Here is a 17272-nt window from a genome sequence, read left to right as displayed (position 1 = left end):
CCATCCCCCGATGCGATCCCTGTTCGATAGAGCGATCAGGAATAGCCGGAGGGGAAGCCCCGTGCGTTTACGCCGTCATGTGTCGAACATGGCCAGGGTGCGTAACAGGTGGGCGAATGTAACGGAGCGGTTCGCATCGGGCTGGCTGTCGCCGGTGCCGTCGTTTCGCGGCAGGGCTTTGCGGACATTGGTGGGGCTGTAGCCGAAATGTTGCGTGAAAGCCCGCGTGAAATTGGCTGCGGTCTCGAAGCCCAGCAATTGCGCAATATCCGACACTTTGCGGTTTTCCGATCCATCGGCCAGCATTTCATGCGCCACGAACAACCGCTTCTGGCGGATATAGTTGAGCACACCGCCCGAGCCCTCGAACAGCTGATAGAGATGCGTGCGCGAGATCGCCAGCTCCCTGCTGAGCGCATCGGGCGTGAGATCGCGGGACATGAGGTTTTTCTGGATAAAACGTCTGGCCCGGGTCATCAGCCCCAAAGAAGCGCCGTGCTCGTTCGCATCGCTCTCCTTTACCAGCGGAACGATCGTGTCAAACACGAGCTGGCGCAAGGCGTCGCGCAATTCCGGCAGGTCTTCGGCTGCTATGCGGTCCAGCCCGGTCTGGATTGTCGATACGAAATCGATGAGGAGCTTGGCGCGATAGCCTCCGAGCGTCGCATTGTTGCAGGCTTCCGGCATGCCGCCGAGGCCCGCGAACTGGTCGACCGGAATGATCAGCAGCACGGCTTCGGTCGCGAGCGCCCGACCGCGAAACGGGTAGCCGAACGAACGGATGTTGATCATGCCGGGTTCGTTTTCCGCCACACGGCCATCCACCGAGGTCCACGAGCGGCCACTGCGCAGGAAGCTGATCTGCCAGTGATCTATGGGGCTGAAGCGAACTTTTTCCGGTGTGCGCTCGTAACTGAAGGGAGGGGCTGCCTGTTCGATCAGCAGCATTCCGCGCAGGTCCCAGACTTTCTGGCTGACGGCAAAGCCGTCCCGGGCACTGACGCCTTCCGGCAAGCGCACATCATAGAGAGGAGCCACATGCTGCTGCCATGCGGAAAACTGCGCCGGGGGGTCCAATTGTTCGGTGGTGAAGACCAGCGGGGCCAGAATATTGGTGCTTCTGGCTTCTTCTCCAAGCCTCGCAAGCGGCACTCGCGCTGACTGGCGGCGCTCCACAAATTCCGGCTTCAGATCACTCGTGGCCTTGTCGCTCGGGGATGTCACGGCAACTCCCAAAACCAAACCGGGGGCCAGGGCGCGCAGACCGCATCCCAAGACCATGGCGTGATATTAGCATTTGCTCGTATAAAATCAAAATAAGCCGGAACATTATCTGTCAGCTATCCGTTGGAAGCGGCAGCCGGTATCGTGATGCACAGCGAAGACCTGCTTTTCCGGCTTCGCCCGGAACTGACCGGAATTGGTCTGTGACGGAAGATCATTGCATCCCATTTGATGAAAATTTTCATGAAAATCCGGCCAGAATATTAAAACGCATCCGATAGAAAGCACGGTAATAACAACCGGAGGCAATCGCATGAACAATGTATTTGCATATACTGTGCGCCGCGAAAGCTTGAAATGGGCTGCCGCTATAGTGGTTGGACTTTCCGCTTCATTATGCCTGACGGCGGTTGCAGAAGCCAAGGATGCCCGCAAGCAGAAAAGCGAAACGATTTCCGTTTATCGTGCCAAGGTCGAGACAAACGGGCAGGTTCGCTACAACAAGCCGGGATCGGCGAAAGTCATGAAGGTTTCCGCCTCGCAATATGCAAGCGGTACGTCCCTTGTGTGCACGCCGAGCGGTTTCGGGCAGAAATCCCGCTGCTTCAACCGCAACTAGGGTGAAGCGCGAAACGCGCCAGTCACACCGGCTCGCCGGAACTCCATACAGATCGGCGAGCCGGCATGTTCGCCTCGCGATCAGCTCGCATCGGCTTTCATGCGCGCCAGTCCCTTGCTTATGCGGTCGCCCCGCAGGAGCTTGGCGGCCTCATCGGTCGGGCGCTGCGGATTGTTGCGGAACACGTACCATGTGCCGCCCAGCGAACGCTTCTGGTAGATGACGCCGTTCTTCTCGCGATGGAGGAAGCAGGTCGTGTCACCGCCGCCACTCATCTTGTTGACCCAATAGGCCTGCAGGCAAAGCTTGCCGTTGTCGGTGACATACCAGCGCCCCTCGGCATAGGACCACGCCCTGCCCTTCTGCGACCAGGCCGTGAAGCGATGCCTGTCGGCGGAGAAATAGCCGCCGCCATCCTTCCATTTCCATGTTCTGCCGGAATAAAGCGCCTCAAGCGCCGTGGCTGACAGCGGCGATGCCGCCGCAGCCTTGATGGCGACTGGATCGTCGGCCTTCGGCTTCGGCGCTGCTTCCGCAGCACTTGCCACAAGAAGCACGGCCAAAGGGAGTACGGCCCGGAAAACGGACTGTGCCGTGCTGACGGTTCTAAAACGGATCGAAAACATTGTCGTAATCCTGTTCAGACGTTGGAGCATTTCCAGCAAAGGTGCGAAGCGGTTTCTCATCCGGGACGCACTCGCTTCGCCGGATCAGTCAAGCGGATGGTTTGCAACCCGCCAGTCGGGCCGTCCCACACCACGTGGCCACGGATAGACTTCGCGGTCATTGAAGTAGACCGCCGCGGTCAGCGCGGGAAATTCGGCCTGCGGCTTGTTGGTTTCCTGCGCCCAAGCGCGGACATAGGCGTCACTTCCTTCATAGCCGAGTTCGGCAATGACAATCGGTTTCTTGAAACCCACCACCCGGTCATAGCCCGGTTTGGCGCGTTCCACGAAGGTGGATGCCCGTCCCAGTTCCAGCATGTCGTAAGGCTCGTAACCGAATACCGAAAGGCCGATCACGTCGACATAACCATCGCCCGGATAATAGGCTTCCAGCCCCTCCTCGCCCTTTGGCGACCACATATATTTGGCGTGCGGCAGGGATTTGCGGCAGACATTGACGACATGTTGATAGGCGCGGATATAGCCCTGCGCCGGCCAGTAGGACCAGGTGAACTGGCCTGCCTTGTCGTCCATTTCCTGCGCCCAGCGAATGGTGACCGGGCTCTTCAGCTTCGAGGCGGCGGAGCAGACCGCGGCCATGTTTGAATCGTAACGGCCACCCACAATGCCGCTCAGCAGATCGTCCGGCGCCACGCGCCAGTCGCGTGCCCACGACCAGGGTTCCACGGTGATCAGCAGCTCGCGGCCCCGTTCCTGCGCATAGGCGTCTGCCGCCGAAAGGCTCGTCAGGTCCACATCCTCCCACGGCAGGAACAGATGCTCGATGCGTGAATTGGGATCGTTGGTGAAATCCCCGTGCGGATCATAGGCTCCGAAGGTGATGGATTGCGGAGTGATGACCGGGCGCTTGTCGTGGAACATGCTGCGGGTGTCGACAGTGGCACCCGAAACACCGCTGGCGGCGTAGACGGCTGTTGAAAGCAGCGCGCCGCAAAGAATGGCTGTTGCTAGTTTGTATGAGGTTTTCATCGCCGCCTCCTTTATTGCGTTGGCGATTGGGCAACGGGCAGCGCCAGATTCAGCGCCTCCCTGTCCGGTGTTATCGTTTCGATGGAGATGAGCTTGCGCGCCTCGTCATCCTTGTTTCCGCCCGCATGGCGGAAGACATACCAGACGCCGTCCGGCTCTCGTTTCTGATAGATGGTCCCACCGGCGATGCGGTGGGAGAAACAGGTCTTGTTGGGGAATACACCCTCATTCATATGCCACTTCGCATCGAAGCACATCTGCCCCGACCTTGTGATGCGCCAGCGGCCTTCGGCCCAGACCTTGCCCTTCTCGCCATCGACCCGCGCGGTAAACCGGCGGTTCTGGCTTTCCATGCGCCCGGAACCATCCGTCCACTGCCAGCTCTTGTCGTGGTAGAGCATGTAAAGCTCGGCAGGCGTCATCGGGCGGGCGCCGTCAGGCAGCCCATCCTTTGCGGATGGCGACGCACCGGCTGGCGCGCTGATCCCGGCAAGCACGATGAGGAGTGGCAGAACACGCCTGCTCCGCGACGAGAGGGTCCGCCCACCCTCAAACATCGTCCCAAACATCGCCTCAAACTTCAAATGTTTCATTTGAACCTCCCACGACCTTGAGGTTGCGCGCACCCGCCAAAGGTTCTTGCGATTGACGGATGCGCGCCTGCGGCAGAACGTTTGTTGCTCTTATTTCCTGCCGCTGTTGAACAGGATGGCCGATTGTCGAAATCCGGAAACCCAGGCTCGCGGCAATCGCCGGTGAAAAGACATTGCGCAGGTCGATGATTACGGGGTCCCGCATGATCTGCTTCATCCGGGCGAGGTCGAGCTTGCGAATACTGTCCCATTCGGTCACGACCACGGCGGCGTCGGCCAAGTTCAGGCAGTCATAGGGGTCGTCATGGAACTCGACGTCGCTGAGCAGGCGGCGGGCATTCTCCATCCCCGCCGGATCATAGGCGCGAATGCTGGCTCCAAAACGCTGCAGGGTCTCGACAAGCGGAATGGACGGCGCGTCGCGCATGTCATCCGTGTCGGGCTTGAACGTCAGGCCGAGGATGGCAATCGTGCGGCCTTCGGCGCCGCCGCCAAGCGCATCCAGCACCTTCAGCGCCATGCGGCGCTTGCGCGCTTCATTGACCGTGACCGTTTCCTCGACCAGTCGCAGGGCCACCCCGTGGTCCTGGGCGGTGCGCAGCAGCGCAAGCGTATCCTTCGGGAAGCAGGAGCCGCCATAGCCCGGCCCCGCATTCAGGAAACTGGTCCCGATACGCTTGTCCAGCCCCATGCCGAACGCCAGTTCGCTGACATCGCTGCCGACTTCCTCACACAGATCCGCCAGCTCGTTGATGAAGGTGATCTTGGTGGCGAGAAAGGCATTGGCGGCATATTTGATGAGTTCCGCCGTCCGCCGCTGCGTGATTAGGATCGGAGTCTGCCGGGGTTCGAGCGGCGGAGCGTAAAGGGCCACCAGCATGGAGCGCGCGCGCTCATCCTCGACGCCGATCACGACGCGGTCCGGCTCCAGAAAATCGCCGATGGCCACGCCCTCGCGCAGAAACTCGGGATTGGATGCGACGGAGAAGGTTCCCGGCCTTCTGACCGAACCAATGATCTTCTGCACCACATCGCCAGTGCCGACCGGAACGGTGGACTTGATCACGACGACGCTATGATCATCGATCAGCGGCGCGAGTTCACGAGCGGCCGTATAGACGAAGGACAGGTCGGCATCGCCGTGGCCAGCGCGCGCAGGCGTTCCCACGGCAATGAAGACAACCGACGCGCCCTTGACGGCCTCCGCCAGATCGGTCGTGAAACGGAGCCGCCCAAAGGCGAAGTTGCGTTCCACCAGTTCGTCCAGCCCCGGCTCGTAGATCGGCACGATGCCGCGCTCCAGCCGGACGATCTTCCGCTCGTCCTTGTCGACGCAGACGACTTCGTGTCCCCAGGCCGCGAAACACACGCCACTGACCAATCCGACATAGCCCGTACCGATGACAGCGATCTTCATAATCGTCGCGCCTCTTTCGCCTAGTTTACTGTGCTGGGCGCACCGGTGCGCCAGCGTGGGTTGAAGACTGTCCGGTGAACGTCGCGCCCGCCTCTGCCAGCCCCTGCAACCGAGAAGCGGTCGTCGAAGAGCGTGAAGCTTTTTGTGCCCCAGCTCAGAGCCTCGATGCCGTCGCGCCCGCGTTCGGCAGTGGTGAAGCCTGTCAGCGCCACCAGCGCCGTAAAACTGCATGCCATTGCCGGTCGATAGAGGCGGCTGGTCATCCGCACCTGATTTTCCCGCGTGTGCTGGATGACGATCATCGCCATCAGGAACAGGTAGAGACACGCATTGAGGATGGCGAAGACGAAGAAGCCGCGCGTCTGGTCCGCCTCGCTGACGAGAAGCACGGGCAGGATGGACAGGCCGAAGATCAGCGCATAGGGAGCGATCACCCGGAGCGGCACCGGATCGACTTCCGACGAACCTTTCGGCGTGACGCGGAAATCGACAAAGGAACCGGTCAGCCAGTCGCGAAGGGCGGCGAAGATTCCAGCCATAAGCCAGGGCCAGCGCGCCAGCAGGAACAGCATCGCTTCCCAGCTGAGAATCCTTCCGTCCACGGGGCGGAACGTCTTGCTGGACCGCCACCAGAATGCCAGCACCAGGGTGACGAGCGATAGCGGCAGGAAATGCGTCAGGAAGGCGGGATAGGTGACGCTGACGAAATTGTCGCCATCGAACAGGATGGCAATGGGCAGGACGAATGCCAGCGACAGAAAGAATGCGTAGAGCGGATACCAGAGCTGCGAGAACAGGAACTGGAACTTGAGGCGCAGCGGCAGCCGGCCGATCAGTGCCGGCGTATATTGCAGCAGGATCATCACAAGGCTGCGCGACCACTGGAATTCCTGCGTCACGAGATCGGCGAAGGTGCGCGGGCCGTCGCCATGGGCAATGGCGTCCAGCGCATGAACGCCGCGCCAGCCATGCGCATTCATGAACAGGGTCGTGGAATGATCTTCGGCGAGTTCGGGTCCAAGACCGCCGATTTCCTTCAGCGCCGCCGTGCGCACCGCATAGTGCGAGCCGATGCAGAGGGGAGCAAAGCCGCCATTGTAACCGGCCTGCAGCGAGCCGTGCATGCTGGCCTCGGCATAGAGACGCCCGCGCGCCGACCAGCTCTCATGGGCGTTGCGGTCACAGATGCTCGGTGCCGAAACATAACCGACCGCGGGATCGGCGAAGGGCCGCAGAATGTTGAAGAGATAGCCCGGTTCAGGCACATGATCGGCATCGAGCTGCGACACGAAATCATAGCGCTCATAGCCATAGTGATCGTAGAAGAAGGCGAGATTGCCTTCCTTGCAGCGGGTGCGGCGCGGCCAGCTTTGCCGATGATAGTCGGCACGTCCCTTGCGCGTGGAAACGTACACGCCATGTTCCCGACACCAGGCAAGCGTCGCGGGCGAAGGGTCCTCATCGGCAAGCCAGGTATCGTGCGGCACATCCTGCGCCAGCATGGCGCGCAAGGTTTCAGCCACCACCTCGAACGGCTCAGACGGCGCCTTGGTGACGACCATGGCAACGCGGCTTCCGGCAGGAATGCGAAGCGGACCGGTCGGGCGCGCCGCGTGGAAGAAAATGGTGATGAAATAAAGCGGCAGGATCGTGATCCAGGCCAGGAGCGCCGTCACCAGAATATAACCCGCAAGGTGATTGGGCGTGGCGCTGATGAGCCACCATTGCCAGAAATAGGCGAGGGCGAGGGCCCAGAGGACAATGCCAACCACATATTCCACCCGCTTGCGGCCAGTGAAGATGGGCGCCAGCAAGGGTTCCATCTCGCCTGTATCGCCACCAGTGACTGGGTGAAGATCGCGCCGTGTCATGTCCGCATCTCCAGCCCAAAGAAGGGCGCAGCCGTGCGGATGATCGTGTCGAGATCGGAATGGAGCGTGCGGAAGCCAAGCTTTGCCGCAGCCTCCGATGGATCGGCATAAAGCACGGGCGGGTCGCCCGCCCGGCGCGGCCGCATTTCGACGGGCACCCTGCGGCCGGTCAGCCGGTCTATCGCATCCACGATTTCCCTGATGGATGTTCCGCGCCCGGTTCCCAGATTGAGAACGAGGTTTCCGCCGCCATTCAAAAGATGTTCGACCGCAAGCACATGCGCCCGCGCCAGATCGACGACATGAATATAGTCGCGGATGCAGGTGCCATCCGGCGTTTCGTAATCGTCGCCGTAAACTTCGAGGCAATCGGCCTTTCCAGCCGCAGCCAGCATGGCGCGCGGTATCAGATGGGTTTCGGGATCGTGCCTTTCGCCCAGTTCGCCATCCAGATCGGCGCCGCAGGCGTTGAAATAGCGCAGCGCCGCATAGGGCGAGCCATAGGCTGCCGAATAATCGGCCAGCATGTGTTCGGCGATCAGCTTCGTGCGCCCATAGGGGTTGATGGGGCGCTGCATTTCACCCTCGCGGATCGGCAGCGCATCTGGAATGCCATAGGTGGCGCAGCTCGACGAAAAGATGACGGGGCGTCCGCCCGTCAGGCGGCTCGCCTCCAGAACGGACTGGATGCCGCCGACATTGTTGCGATAATATTTCGCTGGGTCCGTGACGGATTCCCCCACATAGGCCGAGGCCGCAAAGTGGATGATGGCTGCCGGATCAAAGGTCTTGATGGCGGCGACAAGCTGATCCTGGGAAAGCGTGTCGCCCTCGACAAACTCGCCCCAGCGCACGGAAGACCGGTGACCCGTCGACAGGTTGTCATAGACGACCGGCGAGAACCCGCTCTCATGCAGGAGCTTCGCCGTATGGCTTCCGATGAAGCCCGCACCGCCGGTGACGAGTATGGTCGGCCGTGTCATCTCGCCACCTCGAAAAGCTCGCCCGTCGGCCTGACAAGCTGGCGTTCGAAATAGGCGATGGTCTGCTTCAGCCCTTCGACAAGCGCTATCTGCGGTTCCCAGCCAAGCTCGCGCTTGGCGAGCATGATGTCGGGACGGCGCTGGCGCGGATCGTCGGTCGGCAGCGGACGATAGACGATCCGCGATGACGAACCGGTCAGCGCAATGATCTGCTCGGCGAGTTCACGCACGGTGAACTCTCCCGGATTGCCCAGATTGACGGGCTTGCGGACCTGGCTGTTCATCAGCCGGCTGAAGCCTTCGATCAGGTCGTCGACATAGCAGAAGGAACGGGTCTGCGAGCCGTCGCCATAGATGGTGATGTCTTCTCGCTTGAGGGCCTGAACGATGAAGTTCGACACGACGCGCCCATCGTCGGGCCGCATGCGCGGGCCATAGGTGTTGAAGATGCGCACGATGCGGATATCGACGCCATACTGCTTGTGAAAATCGTAGAACAGCGTTTCGGCGGAGCGTTTGCCTTCGTCATAGCAGGACCGGGGGCCGAAAGAATTCACATTGCCCCAATAGGCTTCCGGCTGCGGATGCGTCTGCGGGTCGCCGTAGACTTCCGAAGTCGATGCCTGAAAAATCCGGGCCTGGTAATGTGCTGCAAGCTCCAGCAGGTTGAGCGAGCCGATGACGCTCGTCTTCATCGTATGCACCGGATCGGCCTGATAATGCGGCGGCGAAGCCGGGCATGCCAGATTGTAGATCTCGTCTACCGGCAGATCGATCGGGTTGACGATATCGTGGCGCACGAAGCTGAACGTGTCGTAACGCAGGAGATTGCGCAGGTTCTCAAGCCGTCCGGTCGAAAAATTATCGACGCAGACGACGAAGTTTCCTTCGTTCAGAAGACGTTCGCAAAGATGAGAGCCAAGAAATCCCGCGCCACCGGCGACAAGGATGCGCCGCGTCGACATGCGCGTGGCAGATATACCCGATGATCTGAAGTTTATACTCACGAGAACCTCCAACGGCAATTCTTCAACAAGCGATCCCGCAAAAACACAAAGCATCTTCATCAACACGCTTGAATAGAAACGTGCTGTTCGGTGATTTATGCTTGCTCTACCAGATGATTGAAGATAGCGGCGCTGGAGACCAGAGTCGTTAGCGTAGAATCCGGAAACTTATCCTTGCGTCCATTTTTGAAGAGCCTTTATTGCTCTAGTTCCGCGCCTGCAACTGCGCGAAATGGGCAAGCATCCGGTCCGGATCGGCTTTGATACCGCTGAAGAGCTCGAATGCGCCGACCGCCTGAAACACAGCCATCCCGCCGCCGTCGAGCACGCGGCATCCGCGCTCCTTCGCAAGCCGGACAAGCGGCGTCTGCAATGGAAAATAGACGATATCCGAAACCCAGAGGTGAGGCTGCACCAGCGCGGGCGCGAGCGGCAGGCCGGGGTGCGCATCCATGCCTGTTGGCGTCGCGTGGACCAGACCGGATGCACCCGCCAGCGTTCCCGCCAGATCGGAACCTGCAATGAAACTGCATTGCGGCTGCACCGCAACGAGCTTGCCGATGACCGCATCGACCTTCGCGGCGTCGAGGTCGAAGATGTGCACTTCCAGCGCACCCATCTCGGCGAGCGCATAGGCAACGGCGACCCCGGCCCCGCCCGCACCGAGCAGCACCACACGCGCCAGCGATGCACCCGGCAGGCCGCGGCGAAACCCTTCCGCATACCCCCACCAGTCGGTGTTGTGACCGATGCGCCTGCCATCGGAAAACACCACTGTGTTGATCGATTGCAGGGCAAAAGCATGGGGCGAAAGTTCATCGACCAGCGCCACCGCCGCCTGCTTGCAGGGGTGGGTGATGTTGAGACCGGAAAAGCCCGCAGCCTCGGCCTCCGCGACAAGCGCGGGCAGATCGCTGGCTGAACGCCCGTTCTCGGCAATATCGATAATGTCGTAGCGATAGGCGAGACCCGCCGCCTCGCCTTCCCGCATATGCATCGCCGGTGAGAGCGAACGCTGGATATTCGCGCCGATCAGGCCCACATGAACACGGCGTTTCGTCACTTCACTTCTCAATTCCATTCTCCACAGGATCGGACGGCACGCCGACCCCCGCTATTCCGGGCTTTTCAAAAGGGCGATGATCGTGTCGCTGATCAGGCGGCGATGCCGCGCCTTCACGTCTGAGGCCATCAGGTCGGTGCCGAAGATCGCGCCGAATGTGTGCCTGTTGGACACGCGGAAGAAGCACTGCGCGCTGATCAGCATGTGAAGGTCGAGGGCGGAAATGCGCCGCTGGAAAACGCCCTGCTCGCGCCCGCGCTCGAGGATTTTCTCGATCGTTTCCAGAATGGTCACATTCTGGCGCGACAGGACATCGGAGCGCTCCATGTGTTCGGCGCGGTGAATGTTTTCCACCGCGACCAGCCGCACGAAATCCGGATTGGCGTCGTCATGGTCGAAAGTGCTTTCCACCAGACTGCGCATGGCGGATTCCGGGTCCTGATCGTCGAGCGACAGCGAGCTTTCCAGCGCACGTATCTTTCCATAGGCGCGTTCCAGCACGGCGAGATAAAGCCCCTCCTTGCTGCCGAAATAATAATAGATCATGCGCTTGGACGTGCGGGTCTGCGCCGCGATCTCGTCCACGCGCGCGCCGGAAAACCCCGATGCCACGAACTCCCGCCCCGCAACGTCGAGAATATTTTCCCGCGTTGCATCCGGGTCGTTCTTGCGCGTCTGCGCCTTGGCGAGCGCCTTTGCCATGGTTTCCTCTCCCCCAAGCGATCAAAGTGCCGCTGCACTTTTCGGCATGCCCGCCGGGCGCATGTAGCGCCGCAGCGCCGCAATGCGGAAGATCGCATTGGCCGCGCCATACCCCTTGTAGCCCTGCCTTTGCACGACTTCGAAAAAGAAGCCCTGATCGTCGGTCGGGCTATAGAGCTGGAAATATTCGCCGCTCTCGTCGCGGTCATAAAGCACGTTCGCAGCCTTGAGCCGGTCGGTGAATTCCGGGTCGAGACCGAGGCGCGCTTCCAGATCGTCGTAATAATTCGGCGAGATTTCCAGCGTGTGGAAGCCGTTGTCGCGCAGGGCCGCAGCCGTCGCGAAGATATCGTCCGTGGCAAAAGCCAGATGCTGGATGCCCGAGCCGAAGGTTTCGGCGATGAAGCGACCCGCCAGTGTGCGGCGGTTTTCCGCGCCGTTGAGCGTGATGCGCAGCGTTCCCTCGTCGTTTTCCACCACCTGGCTGCGCACGACGCCGCCCGGATCGACGATATCGACCATGGGCGATTTCCGCGATTCCGTGAGCGAGGTATAGAAGAGAAGCCAGGTCAGAAGCTCATCGAACTTCATCGTCTGGGCAACATGATCGATGCGGGTGAGGCCCACACCGGTCCCCGTTTCATTGCCTGTAACCGGCTCGAACTCGATATCGAAGATGCGGGCCAGATCGGTCTTTTCGTCAAGAAAATAGACCAGCCCGCCGCCGACGCCACGAATGGCGGGCATGGCGATTTCGCCCGGATCGAGCGGTTGTTCAAAATTCTCCGCACCCATGGCAACGGCGCGCGCATGGGCTTGCGCCGCATCGTCCACGACGAGGCCCATTGCATAGGCTGCGGTGCCGTGGACGGCATAGGCCGAGCTTGCGAAGCCGCGCGTATCGATATTGATGACGAGATTGATGTCACCCTGCCGGTAGAGCGCCACCTCTTTCGTACGATGCTTGCCAGCGAGCCTGAAGCCCAGCGCGCCGACAGCGGCGACGAGCCGTTCGGCGTCTTCGGCATGGGTGGCAAACTCGACAAAGCCGACCCGGTGCACCTTTGCGCGGGGCGGCATGGCGGCGACCGTCAGCCTGTTGTCCGGCTCGACCCGGCGAACCTGATCGCCAAGATAGATCAGCGAACGGCGTCCGTCGGCAGCGATCGTGGCGGGCGATCCGCCACGGAACTGGTCGTTGAAGATTTCCAGCGAGAAATAGCCGTCATAGCCGGTCGCGGCTACCGCACGCATGAAATCCAGCACCGGCAGGTCGCCCTCGCCCGGCATGTTGCGATAATGGCGGCTCCAGTAAAGCAGGTCCATGTCGATCAGCGGTGCATCCGCCATCTGGATGATGAAAAGCTTGTCCTTCGGAATGGAGCGGATCGAATTCACGTCGATCTTGCGCGCCAGCGTGTGAAAACTGTCGAGGATCAGCCCGACATTGGGATGGTCGGCGCGGCGCACGATCTCCCATGCATCGCGGTGGTCGCTGATATGGCGGCCCCAGGCAAGCGCCTCGTAACCGACGCGAAGATTGCGCCGCGCCGCCCGCTCGCCAAGCTCGCGAAAATCATCCGCGGCGCGGTCAATGCCGCCAATGGCGGCTGGCGACACGTTGGAGCAGACCAGAACGAGATCGGTGCCCAGCTCCTGCATCAGGTCGAACTTGCGTTCGGCGCGGTCGAAAGTGCGGCTGCGCAGGGGTTCGGGCATGCCTTCAAAATCGCGGAAAGGCTGGAAAAGCGTGATCTCCAGCCCCAGGTCGCGCGCCATCTGGCCCACCTGGCGGGGGCTTTCGTCAAAGGTGAGAAAATCATTCTCGAAAATCTCCACCCCGTCGAAACCGGCCTTGGCGATGGCTCCCAGTTTCTGCTGGAGATCGCCGCTGATGGAGACGGTTGCTATCGAAGTCTTCATGTCACGCTCCTGTCTCCGGCCTGACCGGAGTTTCCTGCCAGCCCCGGGCAAACCCGCCCGGAACCGTTTCATTCAGTATCAGCCTGCACCGTACTGTTTTAATTTCCGCCGCGAACCTTCTTCAATTCGGCAAACAGCTCATTGACGGTTTCCGCACCGATTTCGGCACTGAACTTGTCGATGATCGGCTTTACCGCATCGCGCAGGCGCGCGGTTTCTTCCGGCGTCAGTTCGGTCACCTGCATGCCCGTCTTCCTGATCTCGTCGAGTGCGGTTGCATCCTGCTCCCGCGAAACCTTGCGCTGATAATCGCGCGCCTCGACCGCCGCCTGTTCGATCACCGCCTTTTCCTCATCGTTGAGGCGATCCCAGAACTTCTTGCTGATCATCACGATCTGCGGATTGTACTGGTGGCGCGTCAGCGTCAGATATTTCTGCACTTCATAGAACTTGGCATTGATGATGTTGGCATTGGGATTTTCCTGCCCGTCGACGGTGCCGGTTTCAAGCGCCGTGTAAAGCTCGGTATAGGGCAGCGGCACCGCGTTGGCGCCAAGCGTATTGAACAGCGCAACGGGAACCGGAGATTGCAGGGTGCGGATCTTCAGCCCGGCAATATCCTCAAGTTTCGCGACCGGATGGCGGTTGTTGGTCAGGTTGCGGAAACCGAGTTCCCAATAGGTAAGCCCGACCAGTCCCGTATCGGGCAGGCGCTTCAGGAGGTTGGTGCCGAACGGGCCATCCATGACCTTGTCGGCTTCCTCGCCGCTGTTGAACAGGAATGGCAGATCGACGGCCTCGAATGCCTTGACGGTGCTGGACAGGATGCCCGCATTCATTACCGTCATTTCCACCACGCCGCCTTGCAAGCCGGAAAGCGTCTGCGGATCGCTGCCCAGCACACCGCCGGGAAACAGTTTCACATTGATCTGCCCGCCGCTCTTTTCCTTCACCAGCTCGGCAAATTTCTCCATGCCCGTGACCTGCGGATGGCCCTTGCTGTTGGCGGCGGCAAACTTGATGGTCTGCGAACGGATTTCGGCCATGGCCGTGGTCGTCATCAGGGCAAGCGGCAGAACCATGCCCAATGCCATTGTCTTCAGTATTTTCTTCATGTCTTCCTCCCACTCGTTATTTCAATGTCTTCAGGGCCGCATCACGCGGCGCCCGTTCTTGATTCAATGAAACCAGCCCATCGGCACCGTCACCAGCTGCGGAAACAGCACCATCAGGAAAAGCACCACCAGTTGCGCGATCAGGAACGGCAGCACGCCCGTCATCACCTTTTCGAATGGCAGGCGCGCGACGCCGCACACCACATTCAACACCGTGCCGACAGGCGGGGTGATGAGGCCGATGGAATTGTTGATGATGAACAGCACGCCGAAATAGACCGGATCGATGCCTGCCTCCTTGATGATTGGCATCAGCACCGGCGTCAGGATCAGGATCGTCGGGGTCATGTCCATCGCCATGCCGACGAGAACAACCATGAGCATGATGGCAAGCAGCAGGAGCGTCTGGTTATCCATCAGGGGCCGCACCAGATCGGCGAGTTCCCCCGGCACATCGGCAACGGTTATCATCCAGGCCGAAACGCTGGCGCTGGCAACGAGGAACATCACCACTGCGGTCGTCTTCGCCGCGTCCACCGTCGCCGGATAGAGCCGTGACAGCGGCAGTTCCCGATAGATCACGGTTGCCACGAACAGCGAATAGACGGCGGCGACCACGCCCGCTTCCGTTGGCGTGAACACACCGAAGCGAAGGCCGACAATGATGATGACCGGCAGCATCAGCGCCCAGATACTGTCGAGGAAAGCCCGCATCCGCGCACCGGGCGCGGCCTTCTTCGGCAGGTCGAACTGTTCGCGGCGGACAAGGATGAACCATGTCACGCACAGCGCCACGGCAATCATCAGGCCGGGAAAAATACCCGCCAGAAACAGCTTGGTGATCGAAACGCCGCCGACCACGCCAAACAGGATGAAGCCGATGGATGGCGGGATGATCGGCGCGATGATCGAGGCCGAGGCGATAAGTCCGGCGGCGCGGCCCGGCTCATGTCCGGCATTGCGCATCATCGGAAACAGCAATGCGCCGAGCGCCGCCGCGTCAGCGACCGCCGAACCCGAAAGGCTCGCAATCACGCAGGCCGCGAAGATCGCGACGAAGCCGAGACCGCCGCGCACATGGCCCACCATGACCAGCGCCAGATTGACGATGCGGCGCGAAAGGCCGCCCGCATTCATGATTTCCCCCGCAAGCAGGAAGAACGGGACGGCCATCAGCGGAAAACTATCCGCGCCGTTCAGCACGTTCTGCGCCACGATCTGAGCGTCGAACAGATCCATATACATCATCAGCGCCGCGCCGCTGATGATGAGCGCGAAGGCCACCGGGACGCCGAGCGCCATCGGAACCAGAAGGGCGGCAAGAAAGATGAGCAATGTCATTGTCGGCGCGCCCTATTTGCGATCTTCGTCGGTCGGGACGGGCGTGACATGCTCCTCGCTGTCCGTCACGAAATGCGTGCTGGCGACATCGATGCGCCCGGTCGCGATGCCGAAGCCGTTCCACGCGATGATGAGGAGCGCGGGCACGGCAAAGGCCAGCCCCGCGCCGTAAAACCAGCCCATCGACATGCCCGTCGCAGGGGCCAGCGTCGGGATATTGATGAGGGTCTGCGTCCAGCTTCCCGAAAGAACCAGCCAGGTCGCGCCGAACATCATGATGTGGCCTGCGACCAGTGCAATGCGCGCGCCCGCAGGCGACAGGCGGCGCACCAGCGAATCCACGCCCAAATGCGCATGGTCGCGCATGGCGACGACCGCGCCCAGAAAGGTAAGCCAGACGAAGAAGATGCGCGACAGCTCTTCCGAAACCGTTATGCCCTGATTGAAGGCGTAGCGCAGCACCACATTGCCGAACACGAGCACGACCATGCAGCCAAGTAGGCAGGCAATGGTGAACCGCGCCGCCGTAAAATAGAAATCGACTAAAGCTTTCACGTTCCTCCCCTCGGCCTCCTTCGGCCCTCCTCTGGGCGCATCGCTTGCGGACCGCTGTCCCTTTTCGGGTTTCGAGAGAAAGCAGCGCCGCATCCTTGCAGGATGCCCGTGCATCCGGCGGCGACTATACTTTCCCGCTGTCCGCGTCGGCCATCGCAACTAAAGGCGTGTCAGAAATCCGTCCGGTTCCCTGCAGTGCCCTGTCGCAAGCTGCAATCCGCTCCTCCTCGGTCCTCCACCTCGGAACGGAATGCATGATCGGCTGCGCTGTTTCCCTAAAATGTACTAACTGGTTAGGATGTCAACGGGTTCTGTTTGAACAGACGCATGAAAACCCTTCATTGCGCGGCTGTCACGAATGTTCCATCTGGTTCAAAATTGCAGGTTTCGGAGCGCAACGCAGGCTGGAGCGGTTCCGGTTAAAACGGAATAGCCGGAACCGCTCCAAGCATTTGTTTTGTCGCGCAACTTTTCCGAAAACCCTTTCACTCTTTTCGGAATGCGCTCCAATGGAGAAATCAGCCGCCGTTCACCAGCGCCAGGATCAGCTGGTGGACATTGCCGCCATTGCCCATCTCCACCCGGTCGAAGGCGCGGCCTTGCGCGCGCTGCACATCGACCATATCGGTGATTTCCTTGATCAGCACCTTGCGGATCTTCTGGCATTTCGGATCGTCTGGAACCGACAGGCCCACGGTCCGGCGCACGATCTCGCGCGTCATGTCCTTGGCATGGTCGCCATGCACAAGCTCATGCCGGCGAATGCCTTCATAGAAGGTTTCCCAATGCTCCTTCACCGGCGAGGTCAGTTTCTGCGCGGGCTTCGGCAGCGTATAGGTGATCTTCAGTTTGGGCGTGGCCGACAGGATCGTGCAGGCATTGTTGGAGCGGTCGAACTGCCGGTCCCAGGTCAGCACATAGCTTGTATGGGCGATGACGCGGGTTTTGCCGCCGCCGATCTTCGGGCCGCGCTCGCCGATGGATTCATAAAGTTCCGGACCGGTTTTCCCGGCGATGGCATAGAACTTGATTTCCTCGACGGGCTTCCAGTTGTCTTCGGCAAGCGCGGGTGCCGCCGCCAGAATTCCAGATAATGCGAGTGCTGCCGCTTTTCTCACGCTTGCCCCGTTGCATCGATTTGCCGGATGATTTGCGCGCAAGCTACAATATCGGCAGGCGATGCGTAAGCGGTCCTGCAGCAAAA

General features: G+C 60.7%; 16 protein-coding genes. 1 reads left to right on the top strand and 15 read right to left on the bottom strand.

Going from position 1 to position 17272, the window contains the following annotated elements; genetic code table 11:
* Positions 1-75: 75 nt before the first annotated feature.
* Positions 76-1224, bottom strand: coding sequence for a helix-turn-helix domain-containing protein (locus tag ACS5UA_RS09700; protein ID WP_031347337.1), 1149 nt, complete (start codon positions 1222-1224; stop codon positions 76-78).
* Positions 1225-1537: 313 nt separating this feature from the next.
* Here ACS5UA_RS09700 and ACS5UA_RS09695 point away from each other — a divergent pair, with 313 nt between their 5' ends.
* Positions 1538-1843, top strand: a complete 306-nt coding sequence (locus tag ACS5UA_RS09695) for a hypothetical protein (protein ID WP_021588266.1) — start codon at positions 1538-1540, stop codon at positions 1841-1843.
* Between the two features lie 80 nt (positions 1844-1923).
* Here the strand turns inward: ACS5UA_RS09695 and ACS5UA_RS09690 are convergent, their stop codons facing one another.
* The 14 genes from ACS5UA_RS09690 to ACS5UA_RS09625 form a co-directional block, all read right to left on the bottom strand.
* Positions 1924-2469 (bottom strand): DUF995 domain-containing protein, encoded by a 546-nt coding sequence (locus ACS5UA_RS09690; protein ID WP_021588267.1) that lies wholly within the window; start codon positions 2467-2469, stop codon positions 1924-1926.
* Between the two features lie 84 nt (positions 2470-2553).
* Complete coding sequence (locus ACS5UA_RS09685) at positions 2554-3498, bottom strand: glycoside hydrolase family 26 protein (RefSeq protein WP_021588268.1); 945 nt, start codon at positions 3496-3498, stop codon at positions 2554-2556.
* A gap of 11 nt (positions 3499-3509) precedes the next feature.
* Positions 3510-4055 carry a DUF995 domain-containing protein gene (locus tag ACS5UA_RS09680; protein WP_410170905.1) on the bottom strand — a complete coding sequence of 182 codons (546 nt, stop codon included), beginning with the start codon at positions 4053-4055 and terminating at the stop codon, positions 3510-3512.
* 16 nt (positions 4056-4071) lie between these two features.
* A complete protein-coding gene (locus tag ACS5UA_RS09675; protein WP_021588270.1) occupies positions 4072-5508 on the bottom strand; it encodes a UDP-glucose dehydrogenase family protein in 1437 nt (478 codons plus the stop codon).
* A 20-nt stretch (positions 5509-5528) separates the two neighbouring features.
* A complete protein-coding gene (locus ACS5UA_RS09670) occupies positions 5529-7331 on the bottom strand; it encodes a glycosyltransferase family 2 protein (RefSeq protein ID WP_031347338.1) in 1803 nt (600 codons plus the stop codon).
* Positions 7332-7375: 44 nt separating this feature from the next.
* The gene (gene galE, locus ACS5UA_RS09665; RefSeq protein WP_021588272.1) at positions 7376-8362 is read right to left on the bottom strand and encodes a UDP-glucose 4-epimerase GalE; all 987 of its coding nucleotides are present in this window, start codon (positions 8360-8362) and stop codon (positions 7376-7378) included.
* On the bottom strand, positions 8359-9327 hold the full coding sequence (locus tag ACS5UA_RS09660; protein WP_006469560.1) for a UDP-glucuronic acid decarboxylase family protein: 969 nt from the start codon (positions 9325-9327) through the stop codon (positions 8359-8361). The genes galE and ACS5UA_RS09660 overlap by 4 nt, the downstream gene beginning before the upstream one ends.
* 247 nt (positions 9328-9574) lie before the next feature.
* Positions 9575-10450 carry a shikimate dehydrogenase gene (locus ACS5UA_RS09655; RefSeq protein ID WP_021588274.1) on the bottom strand — a complete coding sequence of 292 codons (876 nt, stop codon included), beginning with the start codon at positions 10448-10450 and terminating at the stop codon, positions 9575-9577.
* Positions 10451-10483: 33 nt separating this feature from the next.
* Positions 10484-11134, bottom strand: coding sequence for a TetR/AcrR family transcriptional regulator (locus tag ACS5UA_RS09650; RefSeq protein ID WP_006470784.1), 651 nt, complete (start codon positions 11132-11134; stop codon positions 10484-10486).
* Between the two features lie 21 nt (positions 11135-11155).
* Positions 11156-13057 (bottom strand): bifunctional sugar phosphate isomerase/epimerase/4-hydroxyphenylpyruvate dioxygenase family protein, encoded by a 1902-nt coding sequence (locus ACS5UA_RS09645; protein ID WP_112701773.1) that lies wholly within the window; start codon positions 13055-13057, stop codon positions 11156-11158.
* Positions 13058-13155: 98 nt separating this feature from the next.
* Positions 13156-14172: a TRAP transporter substrate-binding protein gene (locus ACS5UA_RS09640; RefSeq protein ID WP_021588276.1), complete on the bottom strand. Its 1017-nt coding sequence runs from the start codon at positions 14170-14172 to the stop codon at positions 13156-13158.
* 63 nt (positions 14173-14235) lie between these two features.
* The gene (locus tag ACS5UA_RS09635) at positions 14236-15513 is read right to left on the bottom strand and encodes a TRAP transporter large permease subunit (protein WP_021588277.1); all 1278 of its coding nucleotides are present in this window, start codon (positions 15511-15513) and stop codon (positions 14236-14238) included.
* Between the two features lie 12 nt (positions 15514-15525).
* Positions 15526-16068: a TRAP transporter small permease gene (locus tag ACS5UA_RS09630; protein WP_443101282.1), complete on the bottom strand. Its 543-nt coding sequence runs from the start codon at positions 16066-16068 to the stop codon at positions 15526-15528.
* Positions 16069-16586: 518 nt separating this feature from the next.
* The gene (locus ACS5UA_RS09625) at positions 16587-17186 is read right to left on the bottom strand and encodes a DUF922 domain-containing Zn-dependent protease (RefSeq protein WP_021588278.1); all 600 of its coding nucleotides are present in this window, start codon (positions 17184-17186) and stop codon (positions 16587-16589) included.
* Positions 17187-17272 lie beyond the last annotated feature (86 nt).

Source organism: Brucella sp. RRSP16 (assembly GCF_052246815.1).
Taxonomy (GTDB): Bacteria; Pseudomonadota; Alphaproteobacteria; order Rhizobiales; family Rhizobiaceae; genus Brucella; species Brucella intermedia.
Note: the sequence above shows the minus strand (reverse complement) of the source record. Positions and strands in the feature narration are given on the sequence as shown.